Source organism: Methylobacterium sp. A54F (assembly GCF_053346035.1).
Map to the genome: position 1 here is coordinate 1 of NZ_JBKFBF010000011.1, position 18,236 is coordinate 18,236.

General features: G+C 72.7%; 23 protein-coding genes. 12 read left to right on the forward strand and 11 right to left on the reverse strand.

All coding sequences use genetic code 11. The annotated features are described in order from the left end of the window. Window positions 1–156 precede the first annotated feature (156 nt). The gene (locus tag ACLBXP_RS17860) at window positions 157–1,368 is read right to left on the reverse strand and encodes a calcium-binding protein (RefSeq protein ID WP_447669100.1); all 1,212 of its coding nucleotides are present in this window, start codon (window positions 1,366–1,368) and stop codon (window positions 157–159) included. 237 nt (window positions 1,369–1,605) lie between these two features. Between ACLBXP_RS17860 and ACLBXP_RS17865 the strand changes: the two genes are divergently transcribed. The 7 genes from ACLBXP_RS17865 to ACLBXP_RS17895 all read left to right on the forward strand — a co-directional run bounded on the left by ACLBXP_RS17865 (window position 1,606) and on the right by ACLBXP_RS17895 (window position 7,310). After that, entirely contained in the window at window positions 1,606–2,100 is a 495-nt protein-coding gene (locus tag ACLBXP_RS17865) for a gluconokinase (RefSeq protein WP_447669279.1), read from the forward strand. Then, window positions 2,097–2,915 carry a Cof-type HAD-IIB family hydrolase gene (locus tag ACLBXP_RS17870; RefSeq protein ID WP_447669101.1) on the forward strand — a complete coding sequence of 273 codons (819 nt, stop codon included), beginning with the start codon at window positions 2,097–2,099 and terminating at the stop codon, window positions 2,913–2,915. The genes ACLBXP_RS17865 and ACLBXP_RS17870 overlap by 4 nt, the downstream gene beginning before the upstream one ends. Before the next feature lie 189 nt (window positions 2,916–3,104). Continuing rightward, the gene (locus ACLBXP_RS17875) at window positions 3,105–4,064 is read left to right on the forward strand and encodes a transglycosylase SLT domain-containing protein (RefSeq protein WP_447669102.1); all 960 of its coding nucleotides are present in this window, start codon (window positions 3,105–3,107) and stop codon (window positions 4,062–4,064) included. A gap of 331 nt (window positions 4,065–4,395) precedes the next feature. Beyond that, entirely contained in the window at window positions 4,396–5,286 is an 891-nt protein-coding gene (locus ACLBXP_RS17880; RefSeq protein WP_447669280.1) for a helix-turn-helix transcriptional regulator, read from the forward strand. A 277-nt stretch (window positions 5,287–5,563) separates the two neighbouring features. After that, complete coding sequence (cysE, locus tag ACLBXP_RS17885) at window positions 5,564–6,421, forward strand: serine O-acetyltransferase (protein ID WP_447669103.1); 858 nt, start codon at window positions 5,564–5,566, stop codon at window positions 6,419–6,421. 223 nt (window positions 6,422–6,644) lie between these two features. Beyond that, a complete protein-coding gene (locus ACLBXP_RS17890; RefSeq protein WP_447669104.1) occupies window positions 6,645–6,854 on the forward strand; it encodes a DUF3126 family protein in 210 nt (69 codons plus the stop codon). Window positions 6,855–6,980: 126 nt separating this feature from the next. Continuing rightward, window positions 6,981–7,310: a DUF6949 family protein gene (locus ACLBXP_RS17895; RefSeq protein WP_447669105.1), complete on the forward strand. Its 330-nt coding sequence runs from the start codon at window positions 6,981–6,983 to the stop codon at window positions 7,308–7,310. 9 nt (window positions 7,311–7,319) lie between these two features. Here the strand turns inward: ACLBXP_RS17895 and ACLBXP_RS17900 are convergent, their stop codons facing one another. Further along, complete coding sequence (locus tag ACLBXP_RS17900) at window positions 7,320–8,036, reverse strand: transglutaminase-like cysteine peptidase (protein WP_447669106.1); 717 nt, start codon at window positions 8,034–8,036, stop codon at window positions 7,320–7,322. 296 nt (window positions 8,037–8,332) lie between these two features. On the opposite strand from ACLBXP_RS17900, the gene ACLBXP_RS17905 reads away from it, so the two are divergent. Beyond that, the gene (locus ACLBXP_RS17905; RefSeq protein WP_447669107.1) at window positions 8,333–8,593 is read left to right on the forward strand and encodes a hypothetical protein; all 261 of its coding nucleotides are present in this window, start codon (window positions 8,333–8,335) and stop codon (window positions 8,591–8,593) included. A gap of 7 nt (window positions 8,594–8,600) precedes the next feature. Here ACLBXP_RS17905 and ACLBXP_RS17910 read toward each other — a convergent pair whose 3' ends face one another. The 3 genes from ACLBXP_RS17910 to ACLBXP_RS17920 form a co-directional block, all read right to left on the reverse strand. Then, a complete protein-coding gene (locus ACLBXP_RS17910; RefSeq protein WP_447669108.1) occupies window positions 8,601–9,281 on the reverse strand; it encodes a transglutaminase-like cysteine peptidase in 681 nt (226 codons plus the stop codon). Window positions 9,282–9,561: 280 nt separating this feature from the next. Continuing rightward, window positions 9,562–10,143, reverse strand: a complete 582-nt coding sequence (locus tag ACLBXP_RS17915) for a PilZ domain-containing protein (RefSeq protein ID WP_447669109.1) — start codon at window positions 10,141–10,143, stop codon at window positions 9,562–9,564. Between the two features lie 163 nt (window positions 10,144–10,306). Beyond that, window positions 10,307–10,906 carry a PAS domain-containing protein gene (locus ACLBXP_RS17920; RefSeq protein WP_447669110.1) on the reverse strand — a complete coding sequence of 200 codons (600 nt, stop codon included), beginning with the start codon at window positions 10,904–10,906 and terminating at the stop codon, window positions 10,307–10,309. A 288-nt stretch (window positions 10,907–11,194) separates the two neighbouring features. Here ACLBXP_RS17920 and ACLBXP_RS17925 point away from each other — a divergent pair, with 288 nt between their 5' ends. Both ACLBXP_RS17925 and ACLBXP_RS17930 read left to right on the forward strand, forming a co-directional pair. After that, window positions 11,195–12,010, forward strand: coding sequence for a rhomboid family intramembrane serine protease (locus ACLBXP_RS17925; protein WP_447669111.1), 816 nt, complete (start codon window positions 11,195–11,197; stop codon window positions 12,008–12,010). 247 nt (window positions 12,011–12,257) lie between these two features. Further along, complete coding sequence (locus ACLBXP_RS17930; RefSeq protein ID WP_447669112.1) at window positions 12,258–12,689, forward strand: CBS domain-containing protein; 432 nt, start codon at window positions 12,258–12,260, stop codon at window positions 12,687–12,689. 24 nt (window positions 12,690–12,713) lie between these two features. Here ACLBXP_RS17930 and ACLBXP_RS17935 read toward each other — a convergent pair whose 3' ends face one another. The 3 genes from ACLBXP_RS17935 to folE are packed head-to-tail and all read right to left on the reverse strand — an operon-like array spanning window position 12,714 to window position 15,015. Further along, on the reverse strand, window positions 12,714–13,733 hold the full coding sequence (locus tag ACLBXP_RS17935; protein ID WP_447669113.1) for a patatin-like phospholipase family protein: 1,020 nt from the start codon (window positions 13,731–13,733) through the stop codon (window positions 12,714–12,716). Beyond that, window positions 13,730–14,179, reverse strand: a complete 450-nt coding sequence (gene hisI / locus ACLBXP_RS17940) for a phosphoribosyl-AMP cyclohydrolase (RefSeq protein ID WP_447669114.1) — start codon at window positions 14,177–14,179, stop codon at window positions 13,730–13,732. Before hisI ends, ACLBXP_RS17935 begins: the two co-directional genes overlap by 4 nt. Window positions 14,180–14,187: 8 nt before the next feature. Continuing rightward, complete coding sequence (gene folE, locus ACLBXP_RS17945) at window positions 14,188–15,015, reverse strand: GTP cyclohydrolase I FolE (RefSeq protein ID WP_447669115.1); 828 nt, start codon at window positions 15,013–15,015, stop codon at window positions 14,188–14,190. A 230-nt stretch (window positions 15,016–15,245) separates the two neighbouring features. On the opposite strand from folE, the gene ACLBXP_RS17950 reads away from it, so the two are divergent. Continuing rightward, window positions 15,246–15,686 carry an iron-sulfur cluster assembly scaffold protein gene (locus ACLBXP_RS17950; protein ID WP_447669116.1) on the forward strand — a complete coding sequence of 147 codons (441 nt, stop codon included), beginning with the start codon at window positions 15,246–15,248 and terminating at the stop codon, window positions 15,684–15,686. A gap of 8 nt (window positions 15,687–15,694) precedes the next feature. Beyond that, entirely contained in the window at window positions 15,695–16,009 is a 315-nt protein-coding gene (gene yidD / locus ACLBXP_RS17955) for a membrane protein insertion efficiency factor YidD (RefSeq protein WP_447669117.1), read from the forward strand. A gap of 10 nt (window positions 16,010–16,019) precedes the next feature. On the opposite strand, the gene ACLBXP_RS17960 is transcribed toward yidD, so the two are convergent. The 3 genes from ACLBXP_RS17960 to ACLBXP_RS17970 all read right to left on the reverse strand — a co-directional run bounded on the left by ACLBXP_RS17960 (window position 16,020) and on the right by ACLBXP_RS17970 (window position 18,220). Continuing rightward, window positions 16,020–16,442 (reverse strand): PIN domain-containing protein, encoded by a 423-nt coding sequence (locus ACLBXP_RS17960; RefSeq protein ID WP_447669118.1) that lies wholly within the window; start codon window positions 16,440–16,442, stop codon window positions 16,020–16,022. After that, window positions 16,439–16,687, reverse strand: a complete 249-nt coding sequence (locus tag ACLBXP_RS17965) for a FitA-like ribbon-helix-helix domain-containing protein (RefSeq protein ID WP_447669119.1) — start codon at window positions 16,685–16,687, stop codon at window positions 16,439–16,441. Before ACLBXP_RS17965 ends, ACLBXP_RS17960 begins: the two co-directional genes overlap by 4 nt. 306 nt (window positions 16,688–16,993) lie before the next feature. Then, on the reverse strand, window positions 16,994–18,220 hold the full coding sequence (locus tag ACLBXP_RS17970) for a hypothetical protein (RefSeq protein WP_447669120.1): 1,227 nt from the start codon (window positions 18,218–18,220) through the stop codon (window positions 16,994–16,996). Window positions 18,221–18,236: the final 16 nt, after the last annotated feature.

Genomic DNA, 18,236 nt, shown 5'->3' on the forward strand with positions numbered 1-18,236 from the left:
CGGTTGTCCAGCCCATCCCCCTCATCCTGAGGTGCTGCGAAGCAGCCTCGAAGGAGCCGTCCAGAAGCCGCGCGATCCCTGGAGCCCTCCTTCGAGGCCGCTGACGCGGCACCTCAGGATGAGGTAAGGCGTTGGAGTAACGCCTCAAACAGGCTCTCAGGCGAAGAAGCCCGCGCCGACGCCGGACGCCTGGACGCCCGCGAGCTGGACGGTGCCGCCGCCCGACAGCGTGAGCAGGGCGTCGCCGTTGGCGGCGCTTCCGAGCGTGTAGGTCTGGCCGCCGAGCACGAGGCGGTCGCCCTGCGCCTGGCTGAAGCCGAGGATCAGGTCGGCGCCGGAATTCGCTCCGAACACGAAGCGGTCCGCGCCGAGGTCGCCTGAGAGCACGTCGTTGCCGAGGTCGCCCGAGAGCACGTCGTCGCCCTGGCCGCCGTAGAGCGTGTCGTTGCCCTGGCCGCCGAAGACCTGGTCCGTGCCGATGTTGCCGAACAGGATGTCGTCCCCGATGTTGCCGAGCACCGCGTCGTCGCCCTGCCCGCCGTAGAGGGCGTCGTCGCCCTGCCCGCCGTAGAGCGTGTCGGCGTCGAGGTTGCCGAACAGGGTGTCGGCGTCCTGGTTGCCGAAGATCAGGTCGGCGCCCGCCCCGCCCGCGATCGTGTCGCGGCCCGCGCCCGCCACGAAGGTGTCGCCGAGGCCGCCGAGGGTGAGGCTGTCGGCCCGCGCCGTGCCGATCGGCATGCCGACATCCTGCAGGAGGCCGAGGTCGATGTCCGAGATGGCGCGGCGCGACCCGGACGCGAGGACCGGGCTCATCAGGTCGGTGACGCCGACGTGGCCGGTGTTGTCGGCCCCGGCGAGCGGCACGTCCGCCCCGCCGTTGGCGGCCCGGGCGTTCGGCCCCGCGAAGGTCGCGGACGCGCCGCTGGTGCGCACGAAGGCGTCGTAGGTCGAGCCCGAGAGGTCGAGGAGCCCGAGGCCGTGGCCGATCTCGTGGCGGAACACCGTGACGGCATCGACCGCAGAGCCCGGCAGCGGCGCGGTCCCGGTCGGGTCGTAGAACAGGGTGTTCACGTAGGCGGGGTTGAGGGTGATCTCGATGTCGGGGTCGGCGCCGTTCGGGTCGCCGCCGCCCAGCACCTCGGTCACCGGCATCGCCACGAGCTGCCCGCCCGCGCCGCGGCTGAAGGAGGCCGCGCCGGTGGCGATGGCGCCGCCCGCGTCGCCGACCGTCAGGCTGATCTCGATGTTGCCGAAGCCCTGCAGGACGCGGCCCCAATCCTGCGCGGCGGCCTCGACGCAGCGCTGGATGACGTCGGCGTTGGCGCCGGCCTGCGCGGCGTTGGTCCAGGAGACGGAGAAGGTCGTCACGCGGGCATCCTCCCGAATCGCGTCCCGCCTTCTTAAGCTTGGCCGGTGCACAAATCATGGCGACCCGCGCCGGATCAGCGCGTCTCCCCCGCGGCACGCCCTCGCCAAGCGGCGCCCGGGGGGCTATCGAAGGCGGCGCTTCCGGGCCGGAAGCCGGGCCGCAGGGAGCCGCGAGCGTTGGACGCCGAACCGGACAGCCCGACCCCGACCGCGCGCAGGCCCCGGGTCCTCGTGGTGATGGGCGTCTCGGGCTGCGGCAAGAGCACCGTGGCGGCCCTCGTCGCCGAGCGCCTCGGCTGGGTCTTCGTCGACGGCGACAGCTTCCACAGCCCGGAGCACGTCGCCAAGATGCATGCCGGCCTCGCCCTCGACGACGAGGACCGGGGCCCCTGGCTGCGCTCCATCGCGGTCTGGATCCGCCAGCGGCTGGAGACGGGGACGCCCGGGGTGATCGTCTGCTCCGCGCTGCGCCGGGCCTACCGCGACGTGCTCACGGGGGGCAGCCCCGACGTCCGCATCGTGCACCTCGCCGGGAGCCGCGCGCTGATCGCGGGGCGGCTCGCGGAGCGCCGGGGCCACTTCATGGCGCCGACCCTCCTCGACAGCCAGTTCGCCGTCCTCGAGCCGCCGGGGCCGGACGAGCACGCCCTGACCGTGAGCATCGAGCCGCCGCCCGAGGCGGTGGCCGCCGAGATCGTGCGCCGCCTCGGCCTGGACCGGGAGGACCCGTGAGCCGCGACATCGCCCGCAACATCGCCCTCGTCATCTCGGACGTCGACGGAACGCTCGTGACCACCGACAAGCGGGTGACGCCCGGGGTCCGCGCCGCGGTGCGCCGCCTCGGCGAGGCCGGGATCGGCTTCACGGTGGCCTCCAGCCGGCCGCCGGCCGGGCTGCGCCCGATCGCCGAGGCGCTGGACCTGCGCCTGCCGATGGGGGCCTTCAACGGCGCCACGGTGGTCGGCCCGGACTTCTGCGTGCTCGCCGAGACCCTGATCCCCGAGGCGACCGCCCGGGAGGCGGCCGAGCGGCTCGCCGCCGCCCGCCTCGACGTCTGGGTCTTCGCCCGCGGCGCCTGGTGGCTGCGGGACCCGGAGGCGCCCTACACCGACGTCGAGCGGCGCACGCTCCAGGCCGAGCCGTCGGTGACCGGGGATCTCGGCCCGCTGCTCGCGCAGGCCTCGAAGATCGTCGGCGTCAGCGCGGACTTCGCGCATCTGGCGGCCTGCGAGGGCGCGCTCGCGGCGGCCCTCGGGGACCGCGCCGCCGTCCATCGCTCGCAGGCCTACTACCTCGACGTGACGCCGCCGGGCCTCGACAAGGGCAGCTTCGTGACCTTCATGGCCGACCGTCTCGGCCTCGCGCCGGAGCGCATCGCCGTGCTGGGCGATGCCGGCAACGACCGGGCGATGTTCGCCCGCGCCGGCCTCGCCATCGCCATGGGCAATGCCGACGCGGCCGTGCAGGCGGCGGCCGGTGCGGTGACGGCCGACAACGATTCGGACGGCTTCGCCCAGGCCGTCGACACGGTGATCCTCGGGGCCTGACCGCCCCCGCCGCGCGCCGTCCCGGCTCCCGCGTCCGCGATATCCCCTCGCCTCGTCCTGTGTCCTTGATGGCACAGCGGGCCGCCAAGCGCGGCCGTACCCGCGGGCCGGGGGCGCCGGGCCGCTTTCCGGCCTCAATTGGACCGCCGTCTGGCGCCCGAAGAAGAAACACAACCTCGGGTCTCGCGCATGAATCGGCGTTCCGTGCTGCTCGCTGCCGCCCTCGCGGCCGCGCCGATCCCGGCCTTCGCGCAGGCGGCCCGGGACAACATCGACGCGCTGATCGAGCAGCAGGCCAAGGCGAACGGCGTGCCGGCAAGCTTCGTGCACCAGGTCGTGAAGCGCGAGAGCAACTACAATCCCGGCGCCAAGGGCGGCAGCGCGCTGGGGCTGATGCAGATCAAGCACGCCACCGCCAAGGGCATGGGCTACCGGGGCGACGCGGCGGGCCTCTACGACCCCGAGACGAACCTGCGCTACGGCGTCGCCTACCTGGCCGGCGCCTACCGCACCGCCAAGGGCAACCTCGCCCAGGCCTACAACTACTACAACAAGGGCTACTACTACGCGGCCAAGCGCCAGGGCATCGCCACCGAGGTGGCCGAGGTTGTGGCCCCGGTCGCCGCCTCGGCCTCCGCCTTCGCGTCGATGTTCGCCCTGCGCCCCGCGGCGGGCGACCCGAACGTGGCCGTGGCCAACACCGCGCTCGCCTACGCGCCGACCGCCGCGGCGACGCCGACCGAGGCGGTCGAGGTGCCCCTGCCGCCCCGCCGGCCCGGGGCCCTCAGCGGCGCCGTCGTGCAGGTGGCGAGCCTCGCGCCGGAGGCCGCGGCCCCGGCCGTTGCCGCCCCGCAGGCCGGTGCCGGCGAGGCCGTGGAGGTGCCGCTGCCGCCCCGCCGCCCGTCGGCCCTGGCAGGGACCTCGGCAGGGACCTCGGCAGGGACCCTTGCGGTGGCGAGCCTCGCCGCCGAGCCCGCCCAGGCGGCGCCCGCCGGCACCGCGCAGGCCGCGGCCGCGGATTCCGTCGAGGTGCCGCTGCCGCCCCGCCGCCCCGCCGCGACGGTCCTGGCCGCCGCCCAGCCGGCCGCGCCCGCCCGCCGGGCCACCGCCCCGGTCCTCGAGGCGTCGGCGCTTCCGCCGGCCCAGTAGGGCCGCCGCGCCGGCGACCCCAGGCTGGCGACGCGAGGTCCATCGGACGCGACCGCCGGGGGTTTGGCAGGTTCCATGCTAGGGGCGGCCGCGGGGCGGGCGTCCGGAGGCGGGATCCTGGAAACGGAAGGCTCTGCGGCGACGGTGAGGCCCGTTGCCGTGGCGGTTCTTCGTTCACAGGCGCCCGCACATTCGTGCCGTGACGGATCCGCGTGGAGACGAAAGCGTCAACCTCTAGTAAGAGACCGCACCGCACGGAGTCGTTCCGGCGCCTAGGCATGCCCTGCGGGACCCTGCGTCCCGCCTCGAACCACGGATGATGGACGACGCCATGGCCGGCGCGGGGGAACAGGAATCGCTCTTTCTGACGGATCTCGGTCGCCGGGTCCGTCACGCGCGCACCGTCCGCGGCCTCTCGCGCAAGCTGCTGTCGCAGACGTCCGGCCTGTCCGAGCGCTACATCGCGCAGCTCGAAGGCGGGCAGGGCAACGTCTCGATCATCCTGCTACGCCGGGTGGCGAACGCCATGGGCGTGCGCCTCGACGACCTGATCGCCGGGCAGGACGCGCCGCCGGACTGGCCCGTGGTGCGCGACCTGCTGGCCAAGGCGGGGCCGGAGCAGATCGCCGCCGCCAAGGGCATCCTGTCGGGCCACGCCCCCGCGGACGGCTCGGCGCCGCGCCCCCGGGTGGCCCTGGTCGGCCTGCGCGGGGCCGGCAAGTCGACGCTCGGCCGGCTCGTCGCCGAGCGCCTCGGCTGGACCTTCGTGGAGCTGAACGACGAGATCGAGCGCGAGAACGCCCTGTCCGTGAAGGAGATCTTCGCGATCTACGGGCAGGAGGGCTACCGGCGCCTGGAGCAGGCGGCGCTGCGCCGCCTCACCGAGCATCCGGGCCCGCTGATCCTCGCCACGGGCGGCGGCATCGTGGCCGAGCCGCTGACCTACGACCTGCTGCTGCAGGCCTTCTTCACGGTCTGGCTGCGCGCGCAGCCGGAGGAGCACATGCAGCGGGTGCGCGACCAGGGCCAGCTCGCCCCGACCGGCGACCACGCCACCGCCATGCAGGAGCTGCGCGCGGTGCTGGCGAGCCGCGAGCCCCTCTACGGCCGCGCCTCGGCCGTGGTGGACACCTCCGGCATCCCCGTGGAGGTGATGGTCGACCGCCTGACGGCGGCGATCGGCGCCCGCTTCGGCGCCGCCGAGGTGCGCCGGAGCGCCTGAGGCCCGCGGATCGGGCAAGACCCCGCGAGGGCGGGCCCGATCTGTCCCGGATGGCCGGGTGCCCCGCGTGCCGGCCCCTTGATCGCGCGCCGGACCGGACCCAATCTCTGGTCGCTGCGCTGCGGCAAGACGATCCCGTTCGCCGGACCCGCTCCGCGGGGATCGCCCTTGCGACCGCGGGGCGGTTTGGGAGAACCGGATTTTTCACGGTACTCCGTCAGGCTCGTGCGCGGCCCGGCCGGTCCGGCCGCGCGCAGGAGACCATCGAGGAGGATCGATGTCCGCCAGCCCGTCCCCCCTCAGCCACGCCGCGGGCGAGGCCCTCGCCGTCTGCGATCCTGTCTGGGCGCGCCTGCGCGCCGAGGCCGAGCAGGTGATGAACGAGGAGCCGCAGCTCGCCTCCTTCATCGTGGCGACGATCCTCAACCACGCGACCCTCGAGGCCGCCGTGGCGCACAGGGTCGCGGCCCGCCTCGGCCACGCCTCGCTTCCGACCGAGCTCGTGGCGCACGGCTTCTACGAGGCCATGCAGGATGACCCCCGGATCGGCGGCGCCATGCGGGCCGACATCGTCGCGGTGATGGACCGCGACCCCGCCACCGCCCGGACGATCGAGCCGGTGCTCTACTTCAAGGGCTTCCACGCGATCCAGGCGCACCGCCTCGCCCACTGGTACTGGGGGCACGGCCGGCGCGACCTCGCGCTCTACCTGCAGAGCCGCTCGTCGGAAGTCTTCCAGTGCGACATCCACCCGGCCGCCCGGATCGGCCGCGGCATCTTCCTCGACCACGCCACCGGCCTCGTGGTGGGCTCGACCGCGGTGATCGACGACGACGTTTCGATCCTGCACGCCGTGACCCTCGGGGGCACCGGCAAGCAGGGCAGCGACCGCCACCCCAAGATCCGCCGCGGCGTGATGATCGGGGCAGGCGCCAAGATCCTCGGCAACATCGAGGTGGGCGAGTGCGCCCGGGTCGCGGCGGGCTCCGTCGTCCTGCGGCCGGTGCCGGCCCACACGACGGTCGTCGGCGTTCCGGCCCGGGTGGTCGGCACCGCGGGCTGCGCCGAGCCTGCGCGCGCCATGGACCAGCTCGTCAGCATGGACCCGTTCATCCACGTGGGCGAAGGCATCTGACGGGCGAGGGGATCTGACGGGCAAGCGGATCCGGCCGCACGGGCGCCCGGCGCTTGCTCCCCCGGGAGCGGCGTGGCAAGCGGGACCCCGAACCGGCGGGCGCCCCGGCCCGCCCCGATCTCAGGGTCCCCGGCGGATCGGGCGCCTCGGACGGGCGGCTGCGCCGCCTCGCGAGGCGGCCGCGCCCGGGCTAGGCCCACCAGCGTGCGAGAGGCGAGACAGCGTGACCAAGACCGAGATCGCGAACCTGCAGGGTTACCTGCGCCGCAAGTTCTCCAACACGAACATCCGCATCGTCGGCATGAAGTCGGCCGATTCCGCCGAGGTGTTCATCGGCGACGAGTCGATCGGCGTGATCTCCGACGACAAGGAGGACGGCGACGATTCCTTCGTCTTCCGCATGGCAATCCTCGACATCGACCTCGAGGACTGAGCCCGCTCGGCGGGGCCCTCGCGCGCCTGTGCACGGGTTAACCCTCGCGGCAGCAAACGCTTAACGTTCCGTAAATCCTGCGCCAGACTGCGCTTCACCTTCCGTTAACGGTGGAGCGCAGGCGCCATGGCCTTGTCCCCTTCGGCCCTCGACCAGATCCAGACGCTCTGCATCGGGCTCGCCCTCTCGGGGCTGATCGCCAGCGCCTTCGAGCTGTTCACGACGCGCCGGGCGAGCTTCAGCCTCCTCGAGCGGGGCTGGGTCGAGGCGGCGGCGGCCCTGCCGATGCTGGCCTTCACGGCCCCCTTCATCATCCTGCGCAACACCGTGCGGGGCCGGCGCATCGAGGGCCGCCCCATCCCGTTCGTGATGCTGGCGACCGTGATCGCCTGCGGCTGGAGCCTGCTGTCCGGCCGGGTCGCGCTCGACCTCGCGGCGCTGATCGTCGGCGCCTGAGCCCCGTCCTCAGCGGTTCGCCGTCACGATGGGCGAGGGCCCGCCGTTGAGCGTGACCCAGCGGGGGCCGTCCTGGCCCTCGCGCTTGATGTAGGCGTAGCCGGTGGCGCGCCAGGACAGGACGCTGTTCGTCTTGTTGTCGAGGATGAAGTCGCCCTTGTCGGTGCGCACCATCAGCACCGCATGGCCCTCGCCGATGTCGTCGATCACCACCGTCATGCGCAGCGCCCGCCGGGGCAGGCCCCGCTCCACCAGCATGCGGCGCTTGAGAAGCTGGTAGTCCTCGCAGTCGCCGAACCCGTCGTCCGGGTAGTCCCAGCGGTCGAGCACGCCCCAGTGCGCCTGGTCGGTGATCGGCTTGATGCGCCCGTTCACCCGGCGGTTCACGCTCGTCAGGGTCCGCCACACCGCCGCGTTGAGGGCGATGGTGGCGGGCTCGCGGGTGTCCACGGTGCACTCGGCCGGCATCCGGGCGCAGAACTCGTTCCAGGCGGCCACCGGCTTCACCGCCGGCCCCGTCTCGACCACCGATCCGTCCTCGGGCAGGAGCGGGCCGGTGCGGGCGTGGGTGCTGGCGCCGCCGAGCATCAGGATGCTGCCGACGAGGGCGAGGGTCGCGGCGCGCTGCAGCCCGCCGAGCGCCCGGCCCGCAATGTGCATGGGCCCGATGTATTTGGGCTCGATCGCGGATGCGCGGACGAACCCTCCGAGAACCGCCTGCCGCATCACTCAAGCCTCGCCGCCCGATGATCAGGCGGCAAAGCTGACACGGCCCCGGGCGCAGCTCAATCGAAAATAAAGGCTGAGTTAACGCGGCAGCGCGCGACCGGTTCCATTCCGGGACGGTGATGCATGCAGGCAACCGGGTTCGCGCAGGGCAGCCATGCAGAATCGGCCGGAACTTTCGAGCGATTCCATCTTGCCCGTTTCGCCGGCTTGGGAAAGAGCATCGTGCGCAACGCAGTGCACGATTCGCCCTGCGGTTCGAACCCCGAATCGCTCGCGCCCAGGGAGCCGACACCGTGAACCACCCCGCCATCCACCAGGTCATCCGCGCCCTCGCCGAGGACGGCCGGGTCGGCGCCATCGGCCTCGCGGAGCACGCCGTGGAGGCCTACGCGAAGGGTTTCGGCACCGCCGCCGACCAGAGCGTGGCCCTCGACATCCTGCTGCGCGACCTCGCCCGGCTCCAGGGCGTGGCACCCCACCTGTCGGGCTTCATCCGCCGGGTCGAGACGGTCATCGACCGCCTGCATCCCAGCGTCGCGCCGCGGGCGGCCTGAGCGGCCCTCAGCGGTTGGCCGTCACGGTCGGCGAGGTGACGCCGCCCAGCGAGGCCCAGGCGACCGCGTCCTGGCTCTCGCGCTTGATGAAGGTGTAGCCGGTCTGGCTCCAGGGCAGGATCGCGTTGGTCTTGTTGTCGAGGACGTAGTCGCCCCGGTCGGTGATCAGCGTCAGAACCGCGTGGCCCTCGCCGCGCTCGTCGATGACCACGGTCATCCGCATGGCCCGGCGGGGCAGGCCGGCGGCGACGAGCAGGTGGCGCTTGAGGAGCTGGAAGTCCTCGCAGTCGCCGATGCCGTCCTCGGCGAGGTCCCAGCGGTCCGGCACGTTCCAGTGATCCTGGTCGGTCATCGCCCGGAGCGAGCGGTTCACCCGCCGGTTGACCGAGACGATCGTGCTCCAGGCAGACGGCGTCAGGGCGATGCGGGCGGGCTCGTTGCGGTCGACCGCGCATTCCGCCGCGTAGCCCTGGCAGAACGCGATCCAGGCCAGGATCGGCCGCGCCTCGCCGAGGGAGACCGCCGGGCTCGAGGCCGGGGGGAGGGCGGCGTAGGCCTGCGGGGCCGCCTGCGCGGCGGCGGGCGCCGCCCCGAGGAGCGCCGCGAGCAGTCCGAGAGCCGCGAGGCCGAGCACCGCGCCGCTCCCGCGGACCGTCCGCCCCCTGCCCCTGTTCGTCGCCGTGCACATCGTGGTCGTCCCCGTCTCGTGGGGTCACGATGCCGCCGGCCCGCCTGTTCGGCGCTGAAGCGGATGCGCGCAATTTTATCGATTCGGCGCCGGCATCCGCCCCGCTGCCAACAGGCCGAACCGGCCGCTGCGGCGGTCGTAAGGATTTTCGGGCGCCGATTCGGGAAGCCCTAACCCTGTCGGGGACGGGGGCACGAAAAACCCCGCGGGCCGCGCGACGGGCCCCCGGGGTTCTTCGTGCGGATCTCCCGCGCGGGCGCGGTCCGCGCCGCGCCTGGGCTCAGAGCGTCATGCCGTCGTGGAAGCGGTCGGGCGAGATCGGGAGCAGGAACTGCACGCCGAAGCCGCCCTCGAAGTAGCGCACGAGGCGCCCGGGCGTGCGGCCGACCGTGACCGTCGCGCCGATCGGCGGGGTGTTGGCGCAGGCCAGCGCGACGCCCGACATCGAGATGTCGATGATGCGGGCGTTGATCTCGCGGCCGCCGTCGAGGCGCAGGACCACGGCCGACTGGATCGGGGTGATGCGCTCGTGGGCGCGCCCCTCGGGCAGGCCGAGGCTCTCGCGGTTGGCGAACCAGGTGAGCTGCGAGGCGATCTTGTCCCGCTTGCGCGGCGTGGCGGTGAGCTGGACCGCGAAGCCGCCGGGGGTGTGGCGGGCGATGGTGCCCTCGATGCGGCCGATCTGCTCCAGGTAGAGCACCACGCGCTCGCCGATCTCGCCCGCCACCGCGCAGGTCAGGCAGACCCCGCCCGGCGACATGTCGACGGTCTGGCAGGGGAACTCGCGGCGGTCGGCGAGCATGTAGCGGCCGAGCAGCGCGACCTTGACCCGCTGATGGCGCCGCTGATCGGAGGCGCGCATCAGGTGCACCGGGCTTATCCGGAGGGTTGCTGCGGCCGCGGTCATGCCTGACGTGATCTGCCGAGAAGTGAACTCCCCCCGTTTCTAGGTGTAAGCGCGTTACGAAAGCCTTTTTAGCGGGCGATGATCGCGCCTGCATTCTGCGGGCCGTGCCAATTCGGCCTCAGGCCCGGCCGCCGCGATGCACGAGCAGGTGGCCGCGCCGCAGGGGCGCGGCGTCGTTGGCGGGCGGCGGCACCGGCAGGCCGCCGACGGTCCGCGCGGGCAGATCGAGGCCGCCCAGCACCCGCAGGGAGGTGGTGGCGAGGCCGCTCACCGGCCGCAGGCCGAGCCAGGACGGCACGAGGATCGGGCTGAGCGCGCCGAGGAGGCGCGCCTGCGTGCGTCCGCGGTGGCGCAGGGGCAGGAGGAGCAGTTCGAGGTCCGCGGCCTCGCCGGCGGCGGTCGTGGCGCGCAGGCCCGCCACCACGCCCACCGTGTCGCCGGCCACGATCTCGATCAGGCGCCAGGGATCGGCCTCGCCCGTTCCCCACAGGGCCCCGAAGGGCGCGCCCTTCAGCTCGCGGCCGAACAGGGCGCAGACCCGCGTCCCCGCGAGGCGCAGGTGCGCGGCGCGGGACGCCATGTCGATCTCGAGGATCAGGCTGTCGGCGAGCGCCTGACGGATCTCGCCGGGCTCGATCTCCGAACGCTCGGGCGCGGCGCGCTCGCCCCGCAGGCGGTCCCAGTAGGCGTGGAGCAGACGGCTGGTCGGATGCTTCATCGTCGTCCCGGATCGGTGCGCGCGGCGCATCGGCCTCGTCCCGGTTCGGAACGGCCTGCCTCCCTGCGGGCCATTCACCGGAAACGATTTGGAAACCGCAGCACAACCTATGCTCAAGACCGGCCGGGCGCGCGGGCAACCCATTTTTAAGGTTAAGATCCTGTTGACGACGCCCGCTGCGCCGCCACCCCGCGGCGGCGGTCCGGGCCCCATCGGCCGGGGCCTTGCGAGCATTTCGCGCAGCCTAAGGGCTTGCCGGCCCCGAGGCCTAGCCGACATGGTGGGCCCATGGATGCCTCGCCCGACTTGCCCCGCCAGAGCCGCGTGCCCGTCTTCAACATGCCGGGCATCGTCACGGCGTCGATCGGGCTGCTGATGGCCATCCAGGCCGTGCGCGCCTTTCTGCTGCCGGACAGCTGGGACGTGCGGGTGGTCCTCGACCTCGCCCTGGTCCCGGGGCGGATCACGGCGGCCCTCGACCCCGCCCGGGCCGACGAGGTGGTGCGGGCCGCCCGCCTCGGCGCGGACCCGGGCCTCGACGCCGCCCGCGAGGCCTTCGCCCGCTACCTCGTGGCCGAGCCGGGCACGAGCCCCTGGACCTTCGCCACCTACGCGCTCCTGCACGGCTCCTGGTTGCACGTGATCTTCAACAGCGTCTGGCTCGCGGCCTTCGGCTCGCCGGTGGCCCGGCGCTGCGGGGCCTGGCGCTACGGCGCGATCGGCCTCGCCGGCGCGGTGGCGGGCGCGGCCCTGCACCTCGCGATCGACCCCCTGAGCGTCGCCCCCCTGATCGGCGCCTCGGCCGGCGTCTCGGCCCTGATGGCGGCCGCGGCCCGCTTCGTGTTCCAGCGGCCCGCCTCAGCCTTTGGCGGCCAGCCCTGGCAGCTTCCGCCGCGCCAGCCCCTGGAGACGATCCCCGAGCTGCTGCGCAACCGCACGGCGGTGGCGTTCCTGGCGATCTGGCTCGTCACCAACCTGCTGTTCGGGGTGATCGCGCTGCCGCTCGGGGCCGAGAGCGCCGCCGTGGCCTGGGACGCGCATCTCGGCGGCTTCATCGTGGGCTTCCTGCTGTTTCCCTTCGTGGACCGTCGCCCCGCCGCCTGAGACGGCGACCCGGCACCAGGCTGCCCTCCCGCTCGGCCGGCGCGCGCGTCCGCCCGGGGGCAGGGCGGGGGCTCGGCGTAAAAAAACCGGCGCGATCCTGCCGGTTGCCCCCTCTGCCGCGCTTGCCATGGCCGCCCGGGCACCACACACTCGCCCCACTGGAAACGAGCCGGATACAACCCGGCCGACCCTGCACCCCGTGCGCCGGGGCTGACGGCGCGCTCCGCATGTCCAGGGAGGGACAGACATGACCGTCGCACGCATCCTCGCCGAGAAGGGCGGCTCCGTCGTCACGGTGACCCCCGAGCGAACCCTCGACGAGGCGATCCACCTGCTCGCCAAGAACAGCATCGGCGCCCTCGTGGTCGTGGATGCGGACGGCCACGTCGCCGGCGTGCTCTCGGAGCGCGACATCATGCGGGTGCTGGCCCGCCTCGGCGGCGGCACCTTCGACGCGCCGATCTCGGCCCACATGACCGCCAAGGTCGTCACCTGCAGCCGCACCACCACCATCGAGGAGGTGATGCAGATGATGACCGAGGGGCGCTTCCGGCACGTCCCCGTCTGCGACGACGGCAAGCTCGTGGGGCTGATCTCGATCGGCGACGTCGTCAAGCGCCGCATCGCCACCGTCGAGGCGGAGCACCAGGCGATGCGCGACTACATCACGATGGCCTGAGGGGAACCCGCGCCCGCGCGGGGCTCAGGCCCGCGCGGCGGCGCCCTCCAGCACGGCGCGGATCCGCGGCAGGGCGGCACGGGCCGCCTGGTAGCCGAGCTCGATCGCCTCGGCGGCGCGGTGGAACTCGAACAGGCCCATGCCCTCGAGCCGCGGGCTCACCGCCACGTCCGGCGGGTCGCGCTCCAGGCGCGCCCGGGAGATGCGGTCCTGGGTGATGTTGAAGGCGTCGAACATCACCCGCGCGATGCCGGGCGCTCCCGGAAGGGGTCGTTCCGGCGCCCGCCGCCCGGGCAGGCGGCGCAGCAGGCCCCAGCGGCGGCGCGCCTCCGCGGCGCCCGCCACCGCCCGCACCACCGGGTCCGCCGCGTCAGGCTCGATCACCGTGCCGCCGCGCACCCGCGGGTCGCAGTTGAGGTTCACGCAGATCACGAGGTCGGCCCCCATGGCCCGGGCGAGCGTCACCGGCACCGGGTTGACGAGGGTGCCGTCCATCAGGAGCCGGTCGCCGAGGCGCACGGGCGGGAAGATGCCGGGCAGCGCGTAGGAGGCCCGCAGGGCCTCGACGAGGCCGCCCCGCGTCAGCCAGACCTCGTGGCCGGTGCCGAGCTCGGTGGCGACGCTCGCGAAGCGCACCGGCAGCCCCTCGATGCGGCGCTCGCCGAGGTCGCGCAGGAGGCGCCGCCGCAGGCGGTCGCCGCCGATCAGCCCGGAGCCCGAGAGGCGCAGGTCGAGGAGGCCCATCACCCGCCGCTTGGTGAGCGAGAGGGCGAAGTCGCGCAGGAGCGGCAGCTTGCCGGCCGCGTAGCAGCCGCCCACCACGGCGCCGATCGAGCAGCCCGCCACCACCTCCGGGTGGATGCCGGCCTCCTCCAGCGCCGCGACCACCCCGATATGGGACCAGCCCCGGGCCGAGCCGCCGCCCAGCGCCAGGCCGATCCGGGGCCCGCGGGGGCGCGGCGGCCGCAGGGGCTCCACGGCGCCGGGCGCGAAGGGCTCGCGATAGGCGGCGACCGCCCCGAAGGCGGGGCCGTCCCAGCTCACGGGTCGGCCTTGCTCAGGACGGCGCGGCCGCTCTCGGGATCGACCTCGACGCTCCGGTAGAAGCAGGCGCGCCGGCCGGTGTGGCAGCAGCCCCCGTCGCCGCCCACCGCGACCCGGATCAGCAGCGCGTCCTGGTCGCAATCCACCCGCATCTCCACGACCCGCTGCACCTGCCCGCTGGTGGCGCCCTTGTGCCAGAGCTCGGCGCGCGAGCGCGACCAGTACCAGGCCTCGCCGGTCGCGAGGGTGCGGGCGAGGGACTCGGCGTTCATGTGGGCGAGCATCAGGACGCGCCCGTCCGCGGCGTCGACGGCGATGCAGGCCACGAGCCCGTTCGCGTCGAAGCGGGGCGTGAAGTCGGTGCCCTCCTCGACCGCGGCGCGCGCGCCCGGCAGGCCGAAGGGCGCCACGAAGGTCGCCGCTGGGGGCGTTGCGGGCCCGCTCATCGGACCGCTCAGGCCTTGCCGCCGCGCACGAGGGTGAGGAAGCGGACCTGCTCGTTCGGGTCGTCCCGGAAGACGCCGCGGAACTGCGTGGTGATGGTCGAGACGCCGGCCTTCTGCACGCCGCGCATGGCCATGCAGAGGTGCTCGGCCTCCACCAGCACGGCGACGCCGCGGGGCTTGAGGATGCTCTCGATCACGTCGGCGATCTGCGCCGTCATGGTCTCCTGCGTCTGCAGGCGGCGCGAGAAGGTGTCGACCACCCGGGCGAGCTTCGAGAGCCCGACCACGCCCTTCGTGGGATAATAGGCGATGTGGGCGAGCCCCATGAACGGCACCATGTGGTGCTCGCAGTGGGAGTAGAACGGGATGTCGCGCACGAGCACGATGTCGGAATAGCCCTCGACCTCCTCGAAGACCCGCGCGAGGAGCGCGTCGGCATCCTGCCGGTAGCCGCCGAAGAGCTGGTCGTAGGCCTTCACGACGCGGGCCGGGGTGTCGAGCAGGCCCTCGCGGGCCGGGTCGTCGCCGGCCCAGCGCAGCAGCGTGCGCACCGCGGCCTCGGCCTCCTCGCGGCTCGGGCGCCCGAGCGCCAGGCCCTCGGGCACGCGGCTCGCCGAAGCGGGCTCCGGCGCGATCTCGGCCGGTGTCGCGGCGGGAGTCTCGGCAACGCGGGCGGCCCGCTGCTCGTTGTCATTGCGCATGACGTCGAGGCGCAGCGCCTCCTCGGCCGACGGCTCGGTCATGCGGTAGGACAGGGATTTGAGCGCGGCATCCATGGCATCTCCCGCCCTGGCGATACGGGTCGTCATCGCGGTGCTGTCGGGCTTTGCGTACATCGTCGGACCGTCCCGGCCCAGGTCCGACCGACGTCTGACCGTCGGTCGCCCTGGCGTGACAAGAGAGGTGACCGCGGTGCCCGCGGGCACGGGCGCGACCCTGGCCTGCGGGGCCGCCTCCTCGCGAAACGGCACGATCCGGCCTATATCGTCGTTCTCGCGCCTCCGCGCAATGCGTGGCGAGCGCATCAGACCCGAGGGGCCCGGTCGCCGGCCCCGCCAGGACCGCCATGCTGGACGACATCTACAACCGCCGCATCCTCGAACTCGCCGCCGACATCCCCCACCTCGGCCGCTTGGCCGAGCCCGATGCCTCGGCGACCGCCCATTCGCGCCTGTGCGGCTCCACCGTGACGGTGGACCTGAGCCTCGCCCCGGACGGGACGGTGGGGGCCTTCGCCCACGAGGTGAAGGCCTGTGCGCTGGGCCAGGCCTCCTCCTCGCTGATGGCCCGCCACGTCGTCGGCGCGAGCCCGGAGGAGCTGCGCGGCGTCCGGGCCGCGATGCGGGCCATGCTGAAGGAGGGCGCGCCCCCGCCGTCGGGCCGCTGGGCCGACCTCGCGGTGCTGGAGCCGGTGCGCGACTTCAAGGCCCGCCACGCCTCGACGCTCCTGACCTTCGACGCGGTGGTCGACGCCCTCGACCAGATCGCCGCCCGCCGCGCGGCCTGAGCCGCCCCGTGCTCCGCCGGGGCGCCCACCTCGCCATCCGCGGCTACCAGCTCACCCTGTCGGGCCTCGTCGGCCGCCAGTGCCGGCACTGGCCGAGCTGCTCGGCCTACACGGACGAGGCGATCCAGCGCCACGGCGTCTGGCCGGGCGCCTGGATGGGGCTCGCCCGGATCTGCCGCTGCGGCCCCTTCGGCACCCACGGCATCGACCTCGTGCCCGAGGCGCCGCCGGCCCGGGCCCGCTGGCACCGCCCCTGGGCCTACGGCCGCTGGCGCGGCGTCAACGCCCCGCCCTCGCCCTTCGCCTGCGAGGCGGTGGACTAGCGCCGCCGCGTCAGCGCTCGGTCCAGGGATTCACGACGGTCAGTCCGCAGCCCGTGAAGTCGCGGCCGTTGCGGGTTGCGAGCCCCGCGCCCCAGGTGGCGGCGATGGCGGCGATCTGTCCGTCGATCTGGCTGATCGGGTGCCCCGACCGCCGCCGGAGGGCCGCGATCTCCGCGTACGCCATGGCGGCGTCCCCATCGAACGGCAGGACGTGCCCGGCCAGATCGACGCCGAAGATCGCCCGGGCCGCCGCGACCAGGCCGTCCCGGCGCTGCCCTGCCGGCAGCAGGCCGAGGCCGTAGAAGATCTCCGCCTGGTTGAGGGCGGTGGTGAAGAGGCTGTCGCGCGGCTGCCGGGCGAGCCAGCCCATCGCCGCGGGATCGGGCGCCGCGCGCATCAACTCCGAGATGACGTTCGTGTCGAGGACGATCACCCGTCGAAGTCCGCGGGCTCCCGGATCGGGCCGCGCGGCACCTCGGGCAGATCGACGCCGCCGAGGGTCGCGAAGCGCGCATGGATCGTCCGGCCGAGGTCGTTCACTACGGGCTCGCCCGTGGCCAGTGCGACCCGCAGGATGTCGCGCGCCTCCTCCTCCACCGAGCGGCCGTGGCGGGACGCGCGTGCGCGCAGGCGCATCTCCAGCGCTTCGTCGATGTCGGGAATCGTCACCTCGGCCACGGGCGCCCTCGTCACCACCGGATGGCAGGGTAGCGGCCACCGCAGGCCCCCGCAACGCGTCCGCGCGAGAGGCCGCCGTGAGCGGCCCGCGGTCTCTTGGATCGATAGAGGCGCACGGGTCGGACCTGAGGCTGATTCGGTCCGCTGAGGGTGGGTAGCGGTCATTCGCGCATTGGTCGCATTCAACGGATACTGAACCGCCGTTCACTCTGGGATGCCCCGCTGCGGGTCGACCGCCGCCAATCCAGCCACGATCACAATGATGGCCTTTACCAGTACGAACACGATTGAGTGACGGCCGAGCGGTCAGCTCTGGCGATCTCGAAGAGATTTCTCGATTGCAGCAATTTCAGCATCCGTCAGGTGTTCCTGGACAAGCGCCTGAAGCGACTCAGTCTGCATCAGCCCAACGAACGACCGTGCCGTGACAGTCCTGTCGATGAGGGCTTTGCTCTCGATGATGAGGTCCCGCGCCCCGGCCGCAGCATTCAGTCCGTCTGCCAGCGATGCGCCACCCTTTGTCGCGTAGCCCATCGCGAGCTTGAACAGGGGGCGAGCCAAGCCTTGAAAGCTGAGGAGGCGACGCTTGCGACACTCGGCGGGAGAGAGGCGGGACTCGGGGATGATAGCATCGAACGACGCGTCCAATCGGCGAACTCGGGCCTCGATCACGGCCTGGGTCGAGGTCCGAGTGATCGATAGGTTGAAGTCTCGGAGTTCAGCCCTTGCATCAGCAAGCTCCTGGCGAAGCTCGTCTATAACCAACGCGAGGTCTTCTCGATTGTTCGCACGATCCAGTACCACTGCGAGTAGCGGCGGAAGGCTGAAAGAGCACACGATCGGAGGAATGTCGGCTGTGGCCTTGGCCCATGACGTCTGGAGCCGCCCGTAGAAGCGCTTCTGGAATCCGTCTCCTCGACGTGAGTGCTGTATCTGCTTGCTGGCTAAATAAGCCGGTATGCCATGGGTCTCAGCAGCGACGTTGATTGCCTCGTTCGCCAAGGCGTCCCTGTAGCCATTTCTGGAGATAGCTTCGAGAGTCCTGCCGATCGACGAACTGCCATCCATCGTGGACGCTTGCACGATGCCCCCTTCTGCTGTCAGGAACTCGGGTGCGACGAGGTAGTCCCGACCGCCTATCGAATTGATGAGGTCAAACGCCAATTGGGACCTGCGTCCCCCATCGGGTCGGCGGTAGCTGATCAGCCCGTTTCCGAAATCGACCTTCGGGGCAGGGATGAGTGGGTAGACAATGTCGTGCAGTAGGAGCGCTTGCAGTGCTGTTTCGGCGGCCTCGAGATCGGCGACATTCGTGATGCCTCCCTCCGCAATTTTCGTTAGCGCCGCCAAAGCATCGACGTCGGTGAATGCGGCCCCGAGTTCAGGAAGGTTTGTGGAGGCGAGGGAAACAATCCGATACTGATCGACTGCGGAGGCGGCGGAGCCGATCGTCGGGATTGGTGAGCTAGGCCCCGAGCCCAAACCCCTCGTTTCCTCGGGCCGCCAGACTATATATTGGTTTGAGTCGCTCATTTGGGCATTCCCCTTC

Bases quoted from the DNA above. Each gene is read 5' to 3' on its own strand.
- ACLBXP_RS17865 (WP_447669279.1), top strand. From the start codon at position 1,606: ATGGGCGTCTCGGGCTGCGGCAAGAGCACCGTGGCGGCCCTCGTCGCC.
- ACLBXP_RS17875 (WP_447669102.1), top strand. From the start codon at position 3,105: ATGAATCGGCGTTCCGTGCTGCTCGCTGCCGCCCTCGCGGCCGCGCCG.
- ACLBXP_RS17880 (WP_447669280.1), top strand. From the start codon at position 4,396: ATGGCCGGCGCGGGGGAACAGGAATCGCTCTTTCTGACGGATCTCGGT.
- cysE (WP_447669103.1), top strand. From the start codon at position 5,564: ATGTCCGCCAGCCCGTCCCCCCTCAGCCACGCCGCGGGCGAGGCCCTC.
- ACLBXP_RS17895 (WP_447669105.1), top strand. From the start codon at position 6,981: ATGGCCTTGTCCCCTTCGGCCCTCGACCAGATCCAGACGCTCTGCATC.
- ACLBXP_RS17900 (WP_447669106.1), bottom strand. From the start codon at position 8,036: ATGCGGCAGGCGGTTCTCGGAGGGTTCGTCCGCGCATCCGCGATCGAG.
- ACLBXP_RS17910 (WP_447669108.1), bottom strand. From the start codon at position 9,281: ATGTGCACGGCGACGAACAGGGGCAGGGGGCGGACGGTCCGCGGGAGC.
- ACLBXP_RS17915 (WP_447669109.1), bottom strand. From the start codon at position 10,143: ATGCGCGCCTCCGATCAGCGGCGCCATCAGCGGGTCAAGGTCGCGCTG.
- ACLBXP_RS17920 (WP_447669110.1), bottom strand. From the start codon at position 10,906: ATGAAGCATCCGACCAGCCGTCTGCTCCACGCCTACTGGGACCGCCTG.
- ACLBXP_RS17925 (WP_447669111.1), top strand. From the start codon at position 11,195: ATGGATGCCTCGCCCGACTTGCCCCGCCAGAGCCGCGTGCCCGTCTTC.
- ACLBXP_RS17930 (WP_447669112.1), top strand. From the start codon at position 12,258: ATGACCGTCGCACGCATCCTCGCCGAGAAGGGCGGCTCCGTCGTCACG.
- hisI (WP_447669114.1), bottom strand. From the start codon at position 14,179: ATGAGCGGGCCCGCAACGCCCCCAGCGGCGACCTTCGTGGCGCCCTTC.
- folE (WP_447669115.1), bottom strand. From the start codon at position 15,015: ATGTACGCAAAGCCCGACAGCACCGCGATGACGACCCGTATCGCCAGG.
- ACLBXP_RS17950 (WP_447669116.1), top strand. From the start codon at position 15,246: ATGCTGGACGACATCTACAACCGCCGCATCCTCGAACTCGCCGCCGAC.
- ACLBXP_RS17970 (WP_447669120.1), bottom strand. From the start codon at position 18,220: ATGAGCGACTCAAACCAATATATAGTCTGGCGGCCCGAGGAAACGAGG.